We start from the raw sequence: 17,217 nt of genomic DNA on the forward strand, positions 1-17,217 counted from the left end.
CCCTCCGAGGCAGACCTCAGGAGTGGCCGTTCCGGCGCCGGCCGTTCCGCAGCAGGAACTCGCGGCCGACCTTCACCCGCGGCGTGCCGTCATACTCGACGATATCGGCCGTGGCGTAGGTCTCGCTCCAGCTGTCCGGGATGAAGCTGCCGGTGCCGACGACGTCGACCGGCGCATGCGCCTCGTTCATCACCCGGCACTTGCCGACCGAGAAGCCGGAGGAGGCGACGATCCGCACCTTCTCGAAGCCGGCCGCGTCCAGCGCCTCGCGGGTCCGCCAGATGGCGGCGGCCGAGACGCCGGTGCCGACCAGGTGGCGGAGCTCGGAATCGCTGCGGTAGCGGCGGATGGCGGCGGGCGCGTGGCGCTCCAGCACGGCATAGCTCTCGGCGGGATCGAGCCCCTCGAGGAAGCGGCCGCCATGCGTGTCGAGCCGGACCGAGAGGCGGCCGGCGGCGGCGTGCTCGGGGAAGCGCTGCGCGACGGCCAGCGCGTCGGTGATCTCCATCCCGAAGTAGTCGACGAGCACGGTCAGCGGCTCGTCCGGGAAGGTCGCGTGGAACATCTCGGCGGCGCGCAGCGTGGAGCCGGCATAGCCGATCAGGGCATGCGGCATCGTCCCCCGGCCGGCATTCGCCCCGAACCAATGGGCCGTGGCGTCATTGGCGTTGCCGATGAAGCCCTTGGCGCCCTCGCGCTGCGCCGCCGCGCTGCCAACCGAGGCGGCATAGGCCATCATGTCCTGCATCTCGAAGCCGGCGCAGTGGCGGGCGTCCATGGCGAGGAAGGCGGCCTCGGGCAGCTCCAGCGACATCTGGTAGGCGTTGTGCGCGGCCACGCAGCAGGGGCCGAGCTTCTGGAGGTACAGCGTCTCCAGATCCGCCAGCGCGGCGAAGGAGCCGGTGAGGTAGAGCAGCGGATCGCCCGCGCCGACCCAGGCGCCTTCCGGGTACTTCACCTCGATCTCGAAGGGAGTGCCGCGCGCCTGGGAGACCGTCTCCAGCCATTCCACGGCAATGCGCGGCGCCGAGATCACCGGGCGCCGCAGGAAGACCGCATAGGTGACGCGGCTGTCGCCGAACTTTTCCACGATGCGGCGCGTGCGGTTGAAGTAGCTGTCCGTCCGCGCCGTGATGTCGTGCTCCAGGTCCGGCCGCCCGGCCTTCACCCGTGGTCGGTCGGACGCCTCGCTCATTGCGCGGCTTGCACCAGCGGGCGCTCGGGCCGGTGCCGGTGGGCCTTCAGCTCCTCGGCGATGAGGAAGGCCAGCTCCAGCGACTGCTCGGCATTGAGCCGCGGGTCGCAGAAGGTCGCGTAGTTGGCCGCGAGGTCCGCGGGCGTGAGCCGGTGGGCACCGCCCGTGCACTCCGTGACATTGTTGCCGGTCATCTCGACATGCACGCCGCCGGCCACCGCGCCCTCGCCCGCCATGACGTCGAAGAAGCGCCGCACCTCGGAGAGGATCGCGTCGAAGCTGCGCGTCTTGTAGCCGTTCTGGGTGGTGGTGTTGCCGTGCATCGGATCGGACAGCCAGACCACGTTCCGGCCCGCCGCCTGGATCGCCCGGACCAGCGGGGTCAGCTTGGCCTCGACCTTCTCATGCCCCATGCGGGCGATGAGGGTCAGGCGGCCGGCCTCGTTGCGCGGGTTCAGGATCTCGGTGAGGCGAAGCAGGTCTTCGGCCTCCATGCTCGGGCCGACCTTCATGCCGATCGGATTGGCCACGCCGCGCAGGAACTCGACATGCGCGCCGTCGAACTGCCGCGTGCGGTCGCCGATCCAGAGGAAATGGGCGGAACAGGCATAGGTCTTGCCGAGATGCGTGGAGCTCTCGCGCGTCAGCGCCTCCTCATAGGGGAGGAGCAGGCTCTCATGGCTCGTGTAGAAGGCCGTCTCGCGGATCTGCGGGGCGTTGTCGCTGTTCATGCCGCAGGCGGCCATGAAGCTCAGCGTCTCGTCGATGCGCGCCGCCAGGCCCTCATACTGCTTGGAGAGCGGCGAGCGGGCCACGAAGTCCAGGTTCCAGCGGTGCACCTGGTGCAGGTCGGCGAAGCCGCCGGTCGCGAAGGCGCGCAGCAGGTTCAGCGTCGCGGCCGACTGGAGATAGGCGAACTCCATCCGCTTCGGGTCCGGCGAACGGGCCTCGGGCGTGAACTCGGCGGAGTTGATGATGTCGCCGCGGTAGGAGGGCAGCGTCACGTCGCCGACCTTCTCCACGTCCGAGGAGCGCGGCTTGGCGAACTGGCCGGCCATGCGGCCGAGCTTCACCACCGGCATGCCGGCGCCGAAGGTCAGCACGACGGCCATCTGCAGCAGCACCTTGAAGGTGTCGCGGATGGTGTCGGCGCGGAAATCGGCAAAGCTCTCGGCACAGTCGCCGCCCTGGAGCACGAAGGCGTGGCCTTTGGAAGCTTCGGCGAGCGCGGCCTTGAGTCGCTCGCACTCGCCTGCAAAAACGAGGGGCGGAAAGGTCGCGACCTTGGCTTCCATCGCGGCCAGGGCCGCGGGATCGGTGTAATCCGGCACCTGCCGGATGGGCATCTGCCGCCAGGAGGCGGGGCGCCATTCGCGCGCCATGACACGGAACTCCAAGGTAATTGGCCGGACAGGTTACGGCAGGATGGCCGCCAAAGCTACTCGGCGGCGCTTTTCGCGGGCTCGACGGCTGCCATGCCCGAGACGCGGGTCCGGGTGCGGAGGGTAACGAACTCCTCGGCGGCCGTCGGGTGGATGCCGATGGTCCGGTCGAAATCCTGCTTGGTCGCGCCCATCACGACAGCGATGCCGATGCCCTGCATGATCTCGGCCGCGTCCTCGCCCAGCATATGGGCGCCGACGATCTTCTGGCTTTTCTGGTCCACGATCAGCTTCATCAGGGTCTTGCGGCCCTCGCGCTTGGTGATCGTGTGCCGCAGCGGGGTGAACTTGGAGACGTAGACGTCGACCGGCCCGCGCTTGGCCGCCTCCTCCTCCGAAAGCCCCACCGTGCCGATGGGCGGCGAGGTGAAGACGGCGGTCGGCACGTTCTCGTAGCTGACCTTGCGCGGGTTTCCCCCGAAGAGCGTGTCGGCCAGGGCATGGCCCACCGCCGTCGCCATGGGGGTCAGGTTGATGCGGTCGATCACGTCGCCGATCGCGTAGATGTGCGGGACGTTGGTCGCGTGCTCATCGTCCACGGGGATCGCGCCATCGGGCTTCACGGTCACGCCCGCCTTCTCCAACCCGAGGCCCTCGGTGTTGGGCGCGCGTCCCGTGCAGAAGAAGACGGCATCCACCTCGCGCATGAAGTTGTTGGTCAGCGTGAGCATCAGCCCCGTGTCGACCTTGGTGATGCGCGTCGGCGCGCAGCCGGCGTTCATGTGGATGCCCTGGGCCGTCATGGCCTCGGAGACGGCCAGGCGAATGTCGCCGTCGAAGCCGCGCAGGGGCTGGTCGGCGCGGAAGAAGACCTCCACCTCGGCGCCCAGCCCACGCAGCAGGCAGGCGAATTCCAGGGCGATGTAGCCGGAACCGATGACGGCGACCTTCTTCGGCAGCTCGGGCAGGGTGAAGAGCCCGTCCGAGATCATGCCGAGCTCGGTGCCGATGCCCTCCGGCCGCGTGGCGCGGCCGCCGGTCGCGATCACGATGCGCTCTGCCGTGACGGTCCTGTCGCCGACCTGGAGGGTGTGGTCGTCCAGGAAGGTCGCACGGGCGTTGAAGCTGGTGACACCGGCGCCCTGGAGCAGGCGGTCGTAGATGCCGGACAGCCTGTTCACCTCGGCGTCGCGGGCCGCGGCGAGCTTCTTCCAGTCGTGGCCGTGGTTCTCGATGTTCCAGCCGAAGGCCACGGCGTCCTGCGCCCATTGGCCGTATTCGGCGGCATTCACCATGAACTTCTTCGGCACGCAGCCCACGTTCACGCAGGTGCCGCCCCAGAAGCGCTCCTCGGCGATGCCCACGCGAGCACCGTGGCCGGCCGAGATGCGGGCGAGCCGCACGCCGGCGGAGCCGCCGCCGATGACGAAAAGGTCGAAATCGTACTTCATGGGACGCCTCTAGCTAACCCTGCCAATATGAGAAGCGACGGCCGGATTGCGACCGCCGCGTCATTCGCCGGAAGCGAGGGTGACGCGCCCGGCCCCGATGGCTGGGGGCTTGAAGGCGCGCCGCCCGGCGGGATCAGGTCCCGATGCCGCCCAGCGCCAGGTACTTCACCTCGAGGTAGTCCTCGATCCCGTACTTGCTGCCCTCGCGGCCCAGGCCCGACTGCTTCACGCCACCGAAGGGCGCCACCTCGGTGGAGATGATGCCCTCGTTGATGCCGATGATGCCGGCCTCGATCGCCTCCGCCACGCGGAAGATACGGCCGACGTCGCGCGCGTAGAAATAGGCGGCCAGGCCGAACTCGCTATCGTTCGCCAGCGCCACGCCCTCCTCGTCCGTCTTGAACTTGAAGAGCGGCGCGACAGGCCCGAAGGTCTCCTCGCGGAAGATGAGCGCGTCGTGCGGCACATCGGTCAGGATGGTCGGCTGGAAGAAGTTGCCGCCCTTCTCGTGGCGATGGCCGCCGGTCAGCACATGGGCGCCGTGCTTGGTGGCGTCGGCGATGTGCTCCTCGACCTTCAGCACGGCGTCGGCGTTGATGAGCGGGCCCTGGGTCACGCCCGGCTCCATGCCGTTGCCGACCTTCAGCGCCTCGACGGCCGTCTTCAGCTTGGCCGCGAAGGCGTCGTAGACGCCCTCCTGCACCAGGACGCGGTTGGCGCAGACGCAGGTCTGTCCGGTGTTGCGGTACTTGCTGGCCATGACGCCCTGAACCGCGGCGTCGAGGTCGGCATCGTCGAAGACCAGGAAGGGCGCGTTGCCGCCGAGCTCCATGCTCGTCTTCTTGATGGTCGGCGCGCATTGCGCCAGCAGCACCCGGCCCACCTCGGTCGAGCCCGTGAAGGTCAGCTTGCGGACGATGGGGTTGGAGGTCAGCTCCGCGCCCGTCTCGCCCGCCGGGCCGGTGATGACATTGCAGACGCCCGGCGGCATGCCCGCGCGCTCGGCGAGGACCGCCAGGGCAAGTGCGGAAAAGGGCGTCTGGCTGGCCGGGCGGATGACGCCGGTGCAGCCCGCGGCCCAGCCGGGGCCGGCCTTCCGGGTGATCATCGCGGCCGGGAAGTTCCAGGGCGTGATGGCGGCGAAGACGCCGATCGGCTCCTTCATCACGAGGATGCGGCGGCCCTGCGCGTTCGGCGGGATCATGTCGCCGTAGATGCGCTTGCCCTCTTCCGCGAACCACTCGATGAAGCTGGCGGCATAGGCCACCTCGCCCTTGGCCTCGGCGAGCGGCTTGCCCTGCTCGGCCGTCATGATGGCCGCGAGGTCGTCCGTGTTGGCGAGCATCAGGTCGAAGAGCTTGCGCAGGATGGTCGCGCGCTCCTTGGCCAGCAGCTTGCGCCAGGCCGGCAGGGCGGCATTGGCGGCCTCGATGGCGCGGCGCGTCTCGGCCTTGCCCATGGCGGGCACGTTGCCGACGACCTCGCCAGTAGCAGGGTTGCGCACCGCGAAGGTCTTGCCGGAGTCCGCCTGGACCCATTGTCCGCCGATGCAATTGGCCTGCCGCAGCAGGTCGGGATCCTTGAGCGCGAGCTTGGAGATGGAATCGAGCATGTGGGGGTTCCTCCGTCCTTCGGACCGACGATAGGCCCCTCCGCGGCAATTGTCAGCGCCGGGAGGGCGAGCCTAGCCTTCGGGGCATATGGGGAAGGAAACGGGCATGGCACGCCGCATCGTCGATATTTCGGTCGCGCTGAAATCGGGCATCGCGAGCGACCCGCCGCGGATGCTGCCGGAGATCAACTACATCGACCACAGGATGAGCGCGCCGACCATGGCCGAATACATGGGCGTGCCGGTCGAGGCCCTGCCCGAGGGCGAGTATGCCGCGATCGAGCAGGTGAACATCAGCACGCATAACGGGACGCACCTGGATGCGCCCTATCACTTCTTCTCCCGCATGAACGAGCGGACGGTGCCGGGCGGCGAGCCCTCCTGGCGGATCGACGAGGTGCCGCTCGACTGGTGCTTCCAGCCGGGCGTGAAGCTCGACTTCCGCGCCAAGCCGGACGGCTATGTCTGCACGCCGGACGACGTGAAGCGCGAGCTGGACCGGATCGGCCACAGGCTGAAGCCGCTGGAGATCGTGGTGGTGAACACCGCCGCCGGCGCCCGCTACGGCCAGGACGACTACGTCGACACCGGCTGCGGCATGGGCAAGGCGGCGACGCTCTGGATGCTGGAGCAGGGCGTGCGCCTCGTCGGCACGGATGCCTGGTCCTGGGACGCGCCCTTCTCCCACACGAGGAAGCGTGTGGCCGAGACGGGCGATGCCTCGCTGATCTGGGAAGGGCATCGCGCAGGCCGCGAGATCGGCTACTGCCACCTGGAGAAGCTGGCCAACCTCGACCAGCTGCCGGCCACCGGCTTCACCGTGGCCTGCTTCCCGGTGAAGGTGCATCGCGGCAGCGCGGGATGGACGCGCGCGGTGGCGATCCTCGACGACTGACCTACTCCGCCGGCAGGGCGGCCAGCTCCGGGTTGCGGTCGGCATAGCGCCGCGCGAGCCAGGCGCAGACCATCAGCTGCATCTGGTGGAAGAGCATCAGCGGCAGCACGATCAGCCCGACCTGGCTGCCGGCGAAGATCACGCTGGCCATGGGCAGCCCGCTGGCCAGGCTCTTCTTCGAGCCGCAGAAGACCAGCACGATCTCGTCGGCCCGCGAGAAGCCGAGGCGGCGCGCGAAGAACATGGTCAGCCCCAGCACGGCGCCCAGCAGCACGGCGCAGATCATCAGCAGGACGGCCAGCTGCGCGGCGTCGAGCCGATGCCAGATGCCGCTCGTCACGCCCTCGCTGAAGGCCACATAAACCACGATCAGGATCGAGCCGCGGTCCATCCGGCCAAGCAGCCAGTGGTGCCGCTTCGCCCAGGCCCCGAGCCGCGGGCGCAGCAGCTGGCCGGCGGCAAAGGGCAGGAAGAGCTGCGTCGCGATATCGGCCAGCACGCCGAGCGAGATGCCGGCCCCCGCGCCATGCATCAGCAGCGCGACCAGCGCCGGCGTCAGCACGATGCCCAGCAGGTTGGAGGCCGAGGCGCTGCACACCGCCGCCGCGACATTGCCGCCTGCGATGGAGGTGAAGGCGATGGAGGACTGCACCGTGGAGGGCAGCACGCAGAGGAAGAGGATGCCCGCATAGAGGCTCGGCGGCAGCACGGAATCCGGCAGCAGCCCCAGTGCCAGGCCGAGCAGCGGGAAGAGCACGAAGGTCGCCGCCATGACCGCGAGGTGCAGCCGCCATTGCGCCAGCCCCTCCAGCGCCGCCCTGGGCGCGAGGCGCAGCCCGTAGAGGAAGAACAGGAAGGCGATGGCGATATTCGCCACCCAGCCCATGACCTGCGCGCCCTGGCCGTGCGCGGGGAAGACCGAGGCCAGGGCCACGGTGCAGATCAGGGCGAGGACGAAGCCGTCGATGGGGAGGCGGAAGCGCATGCGTCGGAATTGCGCCCTGTTGCAGTATTGTGAAGTCCGCTTACCCCGCTCATTGTAATCGCAAATCGCGATAAGCATGGAGGATGGCATGCTGGAGCCCCTGCTTCTCCGCAGCTTCCAGGCGGTGGCCGAGCGGCGCGGCTTCTCCGCCGCCGCCCAGCAGCTGGGCCTGAGGCAATCGACGGTGAGCGGCCATGTCCGCAAGCTGGAGGAGGCCTGCGGCCGCCGCCTCTTCCTGCGCGACACGCACCGCGTCCAGCTCACGCCGGACGGCGAGGCGATGCTCGGCTTCTCGCGCTCCGTGCTGGACGCCGAGGCGCGGGCGCGGCGGCACTTCATGGCCGGCAAGCTCCGGGGAAAGCTGCGCTTCGGCGCTTCGGAGGACGTGCTGCTGCAGGGCCTCCCCGAAATCCTCCGCGACTTCACGAGGGAACATCCGCGCGTCGACCTCGAGCTCACCGTGGGACAGAGCGGCGAGCTCCACGCGCGGCTGGCGGCCGGCGAGCTGGACCTGCTCTTCGCCAAGCGGCAGGAGGGCGACCCGCGCGGCCGCGGCGTCTGGAAGGAGCCGCTGGTCTGGATCGCCCGGCCCGGCTTCGAGCCGGACCCGGCCGAGCCGCTGCCGCTGATTCTCCTGGCGCCGCCCAGCATCACCCGCATCCGCGTGCTGGAGGCGATGGAGCGCGAGGGCCGCGCCTGGCGGCTGGTGTGCAGCAGCAGCACGCAGACCGGCGTGGACGCGGCTGCGCTGGCCGGGCTCGGCGTGGCGCCGCATGCGGCCAGCCTCGTGCCGGCCGGGCTGGTCACCCTCCAGGGCCCGGGCCTGCCGGCGCTGGGCGAGGTGGAATTCGTGGTGATGGGCGCACGGCGCGGACCGGCGCTGGCGCTCTCCGCGCTGATCGAGGCGAGCGCGGATCGGCTGCGGCGACCGGCCTCCTGATTGTATCCCTTCAGGATACTCTTTGAGGAAAACAGGCTCATTTATCGCCGAAAGGCGTGCAGCTAGATCGAGATCATCACAACGGACCCCGAAAGGCCGCCCCATGAAGCTCTACATCGCCAACCAGACCGGCTCGCAGGCGATCCAGGTCGTCGTCAACGAGCTGGACCTCTCGCCCGAGCTGATCCACGTCGACCTCGCCAGCCGGACCACCTCCAGCGGCGAGGATTTTTCCGGGATCAACCCGCTCGGCTACGTGCCGGTCCTGACCCTCGACACCGAGGCGCAGGACCGGGTCACCGAGGTCAGCGCCATCGCCGCCTACCTCGCCGACCAGCATCCCGATTCCGGGCTGATCCCGCCGCGGGGCACGCTGGAGCGCGTGAGGCTCGAGGAGCTCCTCTCCTTCATCGGCACCGAGATCACGCAGAAGCACATCCCGCTGATGCGCAAGCTCCTGACCGAGGGGGGCGCGGCCTGGACGCGCAACAAGCTGGTCGTCGCCCACACGGCGCTCGACGACAGGCTGGCCGATGGCCGCCCCTTCCTCATGGGCGACCGCTTCACCGTGGCCGACGCCTATGTGTGGGGCACCTGGTGGAGTCCGCGGTCGGGCGTGGAGATCGGCCATCTGAAGCACCTAATGGCCTGGAAGGCGCGCACGGATGCCCGCCCCTCGGTGCAGAAGGCGCTGCGGGACGAGGCGGCGCTCTACGCCAGCCATGTGCAGAAGCGCGCGGCCTGAGCCTGACGGGTGGACCGCGGCGTGCGCCGCGGCCCACCCGCTCATTCCACGGTGACGCTCTTCGCGAGGTTCCGGGGCTGGTCCACGTCGGTCCCCTTCAGCACGGCCACGTGATAGGCCAGCAGCTGCACCGGGATGGCGTAGAGAATCGGCTGCGCGAAGGGATCGATCTCCGGCAGCACGATCACCTTCTCCGCAAACCGCTCCAGGGCCACGGCGCCGGCCGCGTCGGTGAAGGCCATGATCCGCCCGCCCCGCGCCGAGGCCTCCTGCAGGTTGGACAGCGTCTTCTCGTAGAGCGGGCCCGAGGGGCAGATCGCGATCACCGGCACCTGGCTGTCGATCAGCGCGATCGGGCCGTGCTTCATCTCGCCCGCCGCATAGCCCTCGGCGTGGATGTAGCTGATCTCCTTCAGCTTCAGCGCCCCCTCCATCGCGATCGGGAACAGCGCCCCGCGGCCCAGGAACAGCACGTCCCGTGCCTTCGCGACCTCGGCCGCCAGCGCGTGGATCTCCGCGTCGCGCTCCAGCACCTCGGCCGCCTTGTGCGGCACCTCCAGCAGCGCCTTGGTCAGCCGCCCCTCGTCCAGCGTGGTGAGCTCGCGCCGCTTGCGGCCCAGGCCGATGGCCAGGCACGCCAGGACGCAGAGCTGCGCCGTGAAGGCCTTGGTCGAAGCCACGCCGATCTCGGGCCCCGCCACGGTCAGCACGGTCGCGTCGCTCTCCCGCGCCATGCTGCTCTCGGGCACGTTCACGACAGCGAGCACGCTCTGCCCTTTCTCGCGCAGCAGCTTGAGCGCGGCCATGGTGTCCGCCGTCTCGCCCGACTGGCTGACGAGAATCGCAGCGCCTCCCTCCGGCAGCGGCGGGTCGCGGTAGCGCAGTTCGCTCGCCACGTCCGCGTCGACGGGGATGCGCGCGAGATGCTCGATCCAGTAGCGCCCCACCTGCCCGGCCAGGAAGGCGGAGCCGCAGGCGGTGATGGTCAGCCGCGGCACCTTCACGGGGTCGAAGGGCAGCCGCGGCAGGTTCACCTCCAGCGTGCGCGGATCGAGATACTGCCGCAGCGTGTCGCCGATCACCGCGGGGTGCTCGTGCAGCTCCTTCTCCATGAAGTGGCGGTAGTTGCCCTTGCCGGTCGCAGCACCCGAGACCGCCGTGGTCCGCACCTGGCGCGAGACGGGATTGTCGTGGATGTCGAAGAAGCGCGCGCCGTCCTGGTCCAGCACGGCCCAGTCACCCTCTTCGAGATAGGCGATGCGGCGGGTCAGCGGAGCCAGGGCCAGCGCGTCCGAGCCCACGAACATCTCGCCCTCGCCGAAGCCGATGGCGAGCGGCGCGCCCTGCCGCGCGGCGATGAGCGTCTTATGCTCACCGGCGAACATCATCGCCACCGCGAAGGCGCCGTGCACGCGCTTCAGCGCAGCCGCCGCGGCCTGCTCCGGCGTCGCGCCGCCGGCGAGGAGATCGTCGAGCAGCCGGCAGAAGGTCTCCGTGTCCGTCTCCGTCTCGAAGACCTGGCCCTTCTTCTCCAGCTCCTCGCGCAGCTCGGCGTAGTTCTCGAAGATGCCGTTGTGGACCACGGCCACGCGCTCGGTCGCATGCGGATGCGCGTTGCGCTCCACCGGCGCGCCATGCGTCGCCCAGCGCGTGTGGCCGATGCCCGTGGTGCCGGGCAGCGGCGAGGCCTCCAGCACGGCGGCGAGGTTGCCGAGCTTGCCCTCCGCGCGGCGGCGCTCGACATGGCCGTTCACCAGCGTCGCGATGCCCGCGCTGTCATAGCCGCGATATTCCAGCCGCTTCAGCGCATCGAGCAGCCGCGGCGCGGCATCCTCGCGCCCGACCACTCCGACAATTCCACACATGCTAGGCTCCCTTCGGCCGCAGCGCCCTCATCGGACGCTCACGACTTCCCCTTCGCCCCACGCCCCGGCTTGTTCACCTGCCGCCCCCGCGCGATGGCCAATGCGTCGTCCGGCACGTCCTCCGTCACCACGGAACCCGCGGCCGTGATCGCGCGCGCCCCCACGCGCACCGGCGCCACCAGCGCCGTGTCGCTGCCGATGAAGGCGCCCGCGCCGATCTCGGTGCGGTGCTTGTTCACCCCGTCGTAGTTGCAGGTGATGGTGCCCGCGCCGATATTCGCCCCCGCGCCGATCGTCGCGTCTCCCAGATAGGTCAGGTGGTTCGCCTTGGCGCCGGCGCCGAGATGCGCGGCCTTCAGCTCCACGAAATTTCCCACATGCGCGCCCTCGCCCACCTCGGTGCCCGGGCGCAGCCGCGCATAGGGGCCGATGATGGCACCGCTCCGCACCACGCACTGCTCCAGATGGCTGAAGGCGCGGATGAGCACGTCATCCTCCACCGTCACGCCGGGCGCGAAGACCACATGCGGATCCACCACCACGTCCCGGCCGAGCTGCGTGTCGAAGCTCAGCACGACGCTCTCCGGCTGGATCAGCGTGGCGCCGCCGAGCATGGCGGCCTCGCGCAGCCGGGCCTGCACCTCGGCCTCCGCGGCGGCGAGCTCGACGCGGCTGTTGATGCCGCGCAGCTCGGCCTCCGGTGCCTCGACGGCGACGGCGCGCCGGCCCTCGGCATGCGCGGCGCCCGCCACGTCGGTGAGATAGAATTCGCCCTGGCGGTTGTCGTTCGTCAGCCCCGCGAGCCAGCGCGAAAGGTCGGCCCAGGCCGCGCAGACCACGCCGGCGTTGCACAGCCCGATGGCGCGCTCGGCCTCGCTCGCATCGGCCCATTCGACGACGCGCTCGACGGCGCCCGAGGCATCCTGGATCACGCGGCCATACCTGGCCGGATCGGCCGGACGCATCGCCAGCAAGGCGAGATCCGCGCCCGCGCGCGCCTCCACCAGCCGCCGCAGCGTTGCCGTGGTGACCAGCGGGTTGTCGCCATAGAGCACCGCCGCGTCGCCCGAGAACCCCTCCAGCAGCGGCGCCGCCATCCGCGCCGCATGACCGGTGCCGAGCCGCTCGGCCTGCACCACCGTCGCATGCGGCGCCACGGCCTTCTCCAGCCCGGGCATGCCCGGGCCCACCACCACGACCACCCGGTCGAAGACCGGCTCGCAGGCGGCGATCAGGTGGCTGATCATGGGGCGGCCGGCGATGCGGTGCATCACCTTCGGCATCGCGGACTTCATGCGGGTGCCCTGCCCCGCCGCGAGGATGATCGCCGTGCGCATGCCCATGGCCTAGCCGCCCCCATGGCCGCACCGCAACCCTCGCCCGCCTGACGCTTTCTTGCGGCGCGTTTCGGCTGCGGCTACCCAGGCCCCATGCCTCTCGCGATCTTCGACCTCGACGGCACGCTGGTGGACAGCGCGCCGGACCTGCATGCCTCGCTCAACCGGCTGATGGCACGCTACGGCCTGGCGCCCTTCCCGCTGCCCGAGGTCACGAAGATGATCGGCGATGGCGCGCGGGCTCTGGTCGAGAAGGCGTTTTCCGCCCGCGGCGCCCCGTTCACCGACGGGGCGGTGAAGCATTTCCTGGCAGACTACGAGCCGAACAGCGCCGTCCTCACCCGGCCCTATCCCGGCATGGTCGAGACGCTGGTCGCCTTCGGCCAGGAGGGCTGGCAGCGGGCCATCTGCACCAACAAGCCCATCGCCGCGACCTGGGTGATGCTCAACGCCCTGCGCCTCGGCGGCTATTTCGAACTGGTGCTGGGCGGCGACAGCCTGCCCGTGAAGAAGCCCGATCCCGGACATGTACGCGGCGTGCTGGCGCAACTCGGCGTGGACCCGGTCGACGCCACCATGATCGGCGACCACCAGAACGACATCCGCGCCGCCGCCGGCGCCGGGGTGCGCAGCGTCTTCGCCGCCTGGGGCTACGGCGACGGCGCCGGGGCGGACATGACCTGCGCCGCGCCGGCCGAGCTGCCGGACCTGCTCATCGAAAGCTTCGGCGCGCCCTAGAAGGCGATCAGGGTCCGCCCCGCGAGACCTGGTTCAGCACCACCTGGATCGTGCCCCACCAGCGGCTCGCCAGCTCGATCCGGACGGGCAGCATGGGCGCGCCGGGCAGCCTCGGGGTGCCGAAATGCACCACGCTGCGCATCGGCCGCGCGTCCTCCGGCCGCTCCACCGGAACGCCGGCGAGCATCCGGCTCTCGATCACGCAGCTCGGCTGGCCGCCGCCGTCGGCATGGCGCACCGGATCGGTCGCAAGATCGAGCTGCGTCAGGCGGCGCCCGTCGAAGATCCGGGCCTGGGCCTCGCAGCGCCCCGTCTCCCGCACCTGGCGCGAAAGCTGCAGCATGGCCGAGAGCGCGTCCATCGTGCCGGGCAGCGCCTCGGGCGGGAGGGGCGTGCGCTCGATGTCCTGCACAGGCTCCAGCACGGCGATCCGCGGCACGCCGCCGGGGCCGTATTCCATGACGGTCCGGCGGGGGCTGCCGCGCCAGTTGCCGCTGCTGCGATGGAGCCGCGGCACGGGTGTGGAGCCGCGCCAGACGCCCTCGCTGTGGGAGACCTGCTCGCCGCGGAAGAACAGCGTGGCGAGGCCGCGCGCGCGGGTCCGCGTCTCGATCATGTAGGGCGCGCCGGGTCCGCCCATCTCGAGATCCACGCGGGCCTCCATCACCGTCACGCCCGCGACGGTGAAGATGTAGCTGGCCTGCCAGGGCTCCGCCGCCGCGGGGCAGGCAAGAAGGACGAATCCCAGGGTGATGCGCCGCAGCATGGAATGCATAGGTGGGCGCATCCGCAGGGCATGGCAACCGTCTTGACACCCCGCGCCATCCGCCGCAAACGGAGCGCCCTCGGATGGGCGCGTAGCTCAGCGGCAGAGCACTGCCTTCACACGGCAGGGGTCACAGGTTCAATCCCTGTCGCGCCCACCATCCATTTCAATAGCTTAAGGGTCTTCTCCGAAAAGCCTCCCGATCGCGACTCACCAAATACTCACCACGAGCTCGGATCAAACGAAGAGGAAGCCTTCGGGCCGGAGGTGCTCGTAAGGTGAAGGCGCATTGTCCTTCGCCAGCATCCGGCCCATCGCCATGATCAGCGCCACCGGGCCGTCGATCTTGTTCTCCGGACGCTCCTTCCGGGGATAGACGTTGTCCTTAGCGTCGGCCTTCGCCACGACATTCGACAGCATCCAGGTCATGGCCGGATCTCCGTCATGGGCGATTTTCCGGGACCGGATCAGCCCTTCGACCTCCTTCAGCGGCTCCGACATGGTGTTGACGATCTGCCGATACTCGACGCACGGCACCCCATGCCCGGACAGCTCGGTCATGAGCATGGTGGCCTGCCAGGGGTCGAAAGCGACCTCCTCGATCTGGAACCGGCGCGACAGGTCCAGGATGTCGTCGCGGATTCGGCCGAAGTCGATCATGTTGCCTTCGGTGACGATCAGCCGGCCTTCCGTCGTCCAGGTCTGATAGTGCTGGTTCTCGCCCAGCTCGACGGTCTTCTCCGGCAGGTACCAGCGGCCGAAGCACGCAAAGCCGCCCGCCTCTCGCCGGAACAGGATCACTATCGCGGCAATATCGACCTTCGATGCCAGGTCGAGGGCGACGACACAGCGCTGCCCGGCGAAGTCCTCGATCTTCATCTCCGGGACGGCCGATTCATGCCAGCGCTGGATGTTGAAGAAGGCCTCCCGCGCCTGCATCCATTCGTTGAGATGCTTCGTCTTGAAGGCCGAAACCTTACGGGCGTTGGTCACCGCGTCCCGCTGCGCCCGCAGCAGGAAGTCGACCTTCACCGAGACCTCATAATTGGGGTTGGCCTTGATCAGCGCCGCCTCGGTGGTCCAGTCGTCGCCGGGATCTATGCCGTACATGAGGGCGAAGAGCTCGTGGTCCTCCACGACGCCCTCCAGCATCCGGCGCGCCTCGACCACGGCCGCGTAGCATGGGCCGGACACGTTGGCGCCGGCCGTCGTGATGATCAGCTGCAGCGGCTGCTCCCGGGCACCCATGCCCGTCTCCATGCTGGACACCTGATCGTCGGTGTCGTGCTCGTGATATTCGTCATGGATGGCGCAATGCGGCGAACTGCCGTCGCCAGGCCGGCCGACGATGGGCTCGAACCGGCTTTCGGTGCCGAGCACATGCAGGTTGGAGGCGTTTACCGTCAGCCCAACAGCAGAGCACAGGTGCGGCGAGCGCAGCGCCATGATGCGGGCCGGGCGAAAGACCTCCCAGGCCTGCCGTTCGTTGGTCGCGCCGGAATACACCTCGGCACCATGCTCGCCGTCGAAGGTGAGCATGTAGAGCCCGATCGCGGCCGCCCAGATGGATTTGCCGTTCTTCCTCGGCTCGAGGATCAGCGCCTTGCGGAACCGCCGATAGCCGTCCGACTTCCGGAGCCAGCCGAAGAGGCACACCGTCTTGAAGCACTGCCAGGGCTCAAGCTTCAGCCGATCTCCGGCCGCAGCCCACTTCCCCTTCGTGTGCGGCAGCAGCTCAATGAACTTGCAAACCCGCTCGGCCTTCTCGGCGTCGAACCGGAAGGGATAGGCCTTGTTCTTCACCCTAGTCAGGTCGTCGAGATGACGCTGGCAGGCCAGGCGGACCCACTTGTTTGCAGGCTTTGTGCCGGCGACGATCGCTCTCGCATAACGGTTCGCGGCATCAACATGAGCATGCTTGTCGGCTGTCATCGCTCAGCCCAGCAGTGCTTTGAAGGGGTTGGCTTCCGGCTTCCGGTTCACCGACACCTTCGACCGCGCTGCCGGCGTGAGGCCAAACTCAACGAGCAGAGATTGGGCGTGCCGCATCGCCTCGCTGCGCTGGGCAACGGCGGGGTGCCCCTTGATCTGCTGACTGGTAACGCGCCCATCACTGTCATACTCAGCCGAGCTGACGAAAGTTCGGCCACCGTCCTCGATCACGGCGGTGCAGATCTCCACCTCCTCGAGGCGCGACGCCGCAAGTGCCAGCGCTGCCGTGTCGCTCGCCGACGCGATGCCCATGTTCTCGATGACGCTGACCAGGCCAGCGAAGATCTCCATCGCCCTCGTGGAAAGCCATTCCGGAGGAGCAGGAAGATCCGATGCGGCCACCGGCGCGGCGGAGTTCATGCGGCAGGGCTGCGCCGTCCCAGCGACGATCTTCAAGTGGTCGGGGATCCGCTTTCTACCGGCCATCGAAAGTCACTCCCATTCTGCACGCACGGAAAATCGCCTCCCTGAGCGGTCCGAACCCCTATGGACGAAGCTCAGACCGCCCCCTACGGGTCAGCGACCAGCCCTGCTGACGTGGCCGAAGCCGCCTTCCGATTGGACGGCTTTGCGGCTGTTGCAAGGGATGCACAGCGGCTGCCAGTTCGACCGCTCCCAGAACAGCCGCATGTCGCCCTTGTGAGCGATGATGTGATCCACCGCTTCCGATGGCGCACCACAGCGCCGGCAGGTGCGGTTCTGGGCGAGAAAGGCATTCGCCGCAGCATCCCATTCGGGTGTGTAGCCGCGCTGCCTCGCGTTGGGCCTCCGCCGCTCCACGGCAGCCTTCGCCTTCGCGGAGCAGACGGGGCACCGCGAGCCCCGATAGGGTGCATGCCCTTTCGGGCAATGTCTCGGCGCGGACCAAGGCACGACGCTACGCCACCGGCGCGACGGCGGGATTGCCGAGAATGGCCATGGCTGCAATCGGGCTGTTGCCGCTGTCGGCCGCGGCCGGTGTAACCGTCAGACGCGTGTAGCGCTTCGTGCCTCGATAGCCGAGCTTCCGTGTCTCGCCGTCGTCGCCGAAGTTGAAGCCGGCGTCAGCTTCCTTGCCCGTGAGGTAGGCGTCGTCGACGGCCGTGAAGCCGCTGCCCGACGTGTCGCTCTCCTCCAGCAGCACGGTATAGGTCGCATCGGCGTCGCTCAGCGTGCCGGTGACGATCGCATAGACGAGGCTGTTGAAGCCCAGCCTGTCGATCACCGTTCCGACAAGCGGCGTGGTGCCGAGGTTGCTGTTGGCCGCCGGCACGATGACCGGGCGGATCGCAATGTTGGATGCAAGGTCGCGCATCATGTGCGTGGTGTCCTCTC

General features: G+C 69.1%; 16 protein-coding genes and 1 tRNA gene. 5 read left to right on the plus strand and 12 right to left on the minus strand.

Features of this window, described 5'->3' with window-relative positions; all coding sequences use genetic code 11:
• Nucleotides 1-16: 16 nt before the first annotated feature.
• From AC1ROY_RS15705 to AC1ROY_RS15720, 4 genes are all read right to left on the minus strand, one after another.
• Nucleotides 17-1,195, minus strand: a complete 1,179-nt coding sequence (locus AC1ROY_RS15705) for a beta/alpha barrel domain-containing protein (RefSeq protein ID WP_493149783.1) — start codon at nucleotides 1,193-1,195, stop codon at nucleotides 17-19.
• Nucleotides 1,192-2,577 carry a class II 3-deoxy-7-phosphoheptulonate synthase gene (locus AC1ROY_RS15710; protein ID WP_493149784.1) on the minus strand — a complete coding sequence of 462 codons (1,386 nt, stop codon included), beginning with the start codon at nucleotides 2,575-2,577 and terminating at the stop codon, nucleotides 1,192-1,194. The genes AC1ROY_RS15705 and AC1ROY_RS15710 overlap by 4 nt, the downstream gene beginning before the upstream one ends.
• A gap of 56 nt (nucleotides 2,578-2,633) precedes the next feature.
• Complete coding sequence (gene gorA / locus AC1ROY_RS15715) at nucleotides 2,634-4,028, minus strand: glutathione-disulfide reductase (protein WP_493149785.1); 1,395 nt, start codon at nucleotides 4,026-4,028, stop codon at nucleotides 2,634-2,636.
• Between the two features lie 133 nt (nucleotides 4,029-4,161).
• Nucleotides 4,162-5,640, minus strand: coding sequence for an NAD-dependent succinate-semialdehyde dehydrogenase (locus tag AC1ROY_RS15720; RefSeq protein WP_493149786.1), 1,479 nt, complete (start codon nucleotides 5,638-5,640; stop codon nucleotides 4,162-4,164).
• A 106-nt stretch (nucleotides 5,641-5,746) separates the two neighbouring features.
• Here AC1ROY_RS15720 and AC1ROY_RS15725 point away from each other — a divergent pair, with 106 nt between their 5' ends.
• Nucleotides 5,747-6,535, plus strand: a complete 789-nt coding sequence (locus tag AC1ROY_RS15725; protein WP_493149787.1) for a cyclase family protein — start codon at nucleotides 5,747-5,749, stop codon at nucleotides 6,533-6,535.
• Between the two features lies 1 nt (nucleotide 6,536).
• Here the strand turns inward: AC1ROY_RS15725 and AC1ROY_RS15730 are convergent, their stop codons facing one another.
• Nucleotides 6,537-7,520 carry a bile acid:sodium symporter family protein gene (locus AC1ROY_RS15730; RefSeq protein WP_493149788.1) on the minus strand — a complete coding sequence of 328 codons (984 nt, stop codon included), beginning with the start codon at nucleotides 7,518-7,520 and terminating at the stop codon, nucleotides 6,537-6,539.
• Nucleotides 7,521-7,608: 88 nt separating this feature from the next.
• Here AC1ROY_RS15730 and AC1ROY_RS15735 point away from each other — a divergent pair, with 88 nt between their 5' ends.
• Nucleotides 7,609-8,460, plus strand: coding sequence for a LysR family transcriptional regulator (locus AC1ROY_RS15735; protein ID WP_493149789.1), 852 nt, complete (start codon nucleotides 7,609-7,611; stop codon nucleotides 8,458-8,460).
• Between the two features lie 103 nt (nucleotides 8,461-8,563).
• A complete protein-coding gene (locus tag AC1ROY_RS15740) occupies nucleotides 8,564-9,205 on the plus strand; it encodes a glutathione S-transferase C-terminal domain-containing protein (protein ID WP_493149790.1) in 642 nt (213 codons plus the stop codon).
• 41 nt (nucleotides 9,206-9,246) lie between these two features.
• Here the strand turns inward: AC1ROY_RS15740 and glmS are convergent, their stop codons facing one another.
• Together glmS and glmU are read right to left on the minus strand one after the other, a co-directional pair.
• Entirely contained in the window at nucleotides 9,247-11,070 is a 1,824-nt protein-coding gene (gene glmS / locus AC1ROY_RS15745; protein WP_493149791.1) for a glutamine--fructose-6-phosphate transaminase (isomerizing), read from the minus strand.
• 38 nt (nucleotides 11,071-11,108) lie between these two features.
• Entirely contained in the window at nucleotides 11,109-12,407 is a 1,299-nt protein-coding gene (glmU, locus tag AC1ROY_RS15750; RefSeq protein ID WP_493149900.1) for a bifunctional UDP-N-acetylglucosamine diphosphorylase/glucosamine-1-phosphate N-acetyltransferase GlmU, read from the minus strand.
• Nucleotides 12,408-12,500: 93 nt separating this feature from the next.
• Here glmU and AC1ROY_RS15755 point away from each other — a divergent pair, with 93 nt between their 5' ends.
• Nucleotides 12,501-13,145, plus strand: a complete 645-nt coding sequence (locus tag AC1ROY_RS15755; RefSeq protein WP_493149792.1) for an HAD-IA family hydrolase — start codon at nucleotides 12,501-12,503, stop codon at nucleotides 13,143-13,145.
• Between the two features lie 7 nt (nucleotides 13,146-13,152).
• On the opposite strand, the gene AC1ROY_RS15760 is transcribed toward AC1ROY_RS15755, so the two are convergent.
• Entirely contained in the window at nucleotides 13,153-13,920 is a 768-nt protein-coding gene (locus AC1ROY_RS15760) for a DUF3108 domain-containing protein (RefSeq protein ID WP_493149793.1), read from the minus strand.
• Between the two features lie 76 nt (nucleotides 13,921-13,996).
• Between AC1ROY_RS15760 and AC1ROY_RS15765 the strand changes: the two genes are divergently transcribed.
• Nucleotides 13,997-14,071: transfer RNA gene (locus AC1ROY_RS15765), tRNA-Val, on the plus strand.
• A gap of 77 nt (nucleotides 14,072-14,148) precedes the next feature.
• Here the strand turns inward: AC1ROY_RS15765 and AC1ROY_RS15770 are convergent.
• The 4 genes from AC1ROY_RS15770 to AC1ROY_RS15785 form a co-directional block, all read right to left on the minus strand.
• A complete protein-coding gene (locus AC1ROY_RS15770; RefSeq protein WP_493149794.1) occupies nucleotides 14,149-15,843 on the minus strand; it encodes a terminase large subunit in 1,695 nt (564 codons plus the stop codon).
• Nucleotides 15,844-15,846: 3 nt separating this feature from the next.
• Complete coding sequence (locus AC1ROY_RS15775; protein ID WP_493149795.1) at nucleotides 15,847-16,299, minus strand: phage terminase small subunit P27 family; 453 nt, start codon at nucleotides 16,297-16,299, stop codon at nucleotides 15,847-15,849.
• A gap of 120 nt (nucleotides 16,300-16,419) precedes the next feature.
• Nucleotides 16,420-16,776 (minus strand): HNH endonuclease, encoded by a 357-nt coding sequence (locus AC1ROY_RS15780; RefSeq protein WP_493149796.1) that lies wholly within the window; start codon nucleotides 16,774-16,776, stop codon nucleotides 16,420-16,422.
• A 4-nt stretch (nucleotides 16,777-16,780) separates the two neighbouring features.
• Nucleotides 16,781-17,200 (minus strand): hypothetical protein, encoded by a 420-nt coding sequence (locus tag AC1ROY_RS15785; protein WP_493149797.1) that lies wholly within the window; start codon nucleotides 17,198-17,200, stop codon nucleotides 16,781-16,783.
• Nucleotides 17,201-17,217: the final 17 nt, after the last annotated feature.

This window comes from Roseococcus sp. GW821-FHT12F05 (assembly GCF_058806835.1).

What these genes read in the sequence shown, in the direction of transcription:
- glmS (WP_493149791.1), bottom strand. Translation starts at nt 11,070, where the DNA reads ATGTGTGGAATTGTCGGAGTGGTCGGGCGCGAGGATGCCGCGCCGCGG.
- AC1ROY_RS15705 (WP_493149783.1), bottom strand. Translation starts at nt 1,195, where the DNA reads ATGAGCGAGGCGTCCGACCGACCACGGGTGAAGGCCGGGCGGCCGGAC.
- AC1ROY_RS15720 (WP_493149786.1), bottom strand. Translation starts at nt 5,640, where the DNA reads ATGCTCGATTCCATCTCCAAGCTCGCGCTCAAGGATCCCGACCTGCTG.
- AC1ROY_RS15770 (WP_493149794.1), bottom strand. Translation starts at nt 15,843, where the DNA reads ATGACAGCCGACAAGCATGCTCATGTTGATGCCGCGAACCGTTATGCG.
- AC1ROY_RS15755 (WP_493149792.1), top strand. Translation starts at nt 12,501, where the DNA reads ATGCCTCTCGCGATCTTCGACCTCGACGGCACGCTGGTGGACAGCGCG.
- AC1ROY_RS15740 (WP_493149790.1), top strand. Translation starts at nt 8,564, where the DNA reads ATGAAGCTCTACATCGCCAACCAGACCGGCTCGCAGGCGATCCAGGTC.
- AC1ROY_RS15735 (WP_493149789.1), top strand. Translation starts at nt 7,609, where the DNA reads ATGCTGGAGCCCCTGCTTCTCCGCAGCTTCCAGGCGGTGGCCGAGCGG.
- AC1ROY_RS15730 (WP_493149788.1), bottom strand. Translation starts at nt 7,520, where the DNA reads ATGCGCTTCCGCCTCCCCATCGACGGCTTCGTCCTCGCCCTGATCTGC.
- glmU (WP_493149900.1), bottom strand. Translation starts at nt 12,407, where the DNA reads ATGCGCACGGCGATCATCCTCGCGGCGGGGCAGGGCACCCGCATGAAG.
- AC1ROY_RS15760 (WP_493149793.1), bottom strand. Translation starts at nt 13,920, where the DNA reads ATGCATTCCATGCTGCGGCGCATCACCCTGGGATTCGTCCTTCTTGCC.
- gorA (WP_493149785.1), bottom strand. Translation starts at nt 4,028, where the DNA reads ATGAAGTACGATTTCGACCTTTTCGTCATCGGCGGCGGCTCCGCCGGC.
- AC1ROY_RS15710 (WP_493149784.1), bottom strand. Translation starts at nt 2,577, where the DNA reads ATGGCGCGCGAATGGCGCCCCGCCTCCTGGCGGCAGATGCCCATCCGG.
- AC1ROY_RS15725 (WP_493149787.1), top strand. Translation starts at nt 5,747, where the DNA reads ATGGCACGCCGCATCGTCGATATTTCGGTCGCGCTGAAATCGGGCATC.
- AC1ROY_RS15785 (WP_493149797.1), bottom strand. Translation starts at nt 17,200, where the DNA reads ATGATGCGCGACCTTGCATCCAACATTGCGATCCGCCCGGTCATCGTG.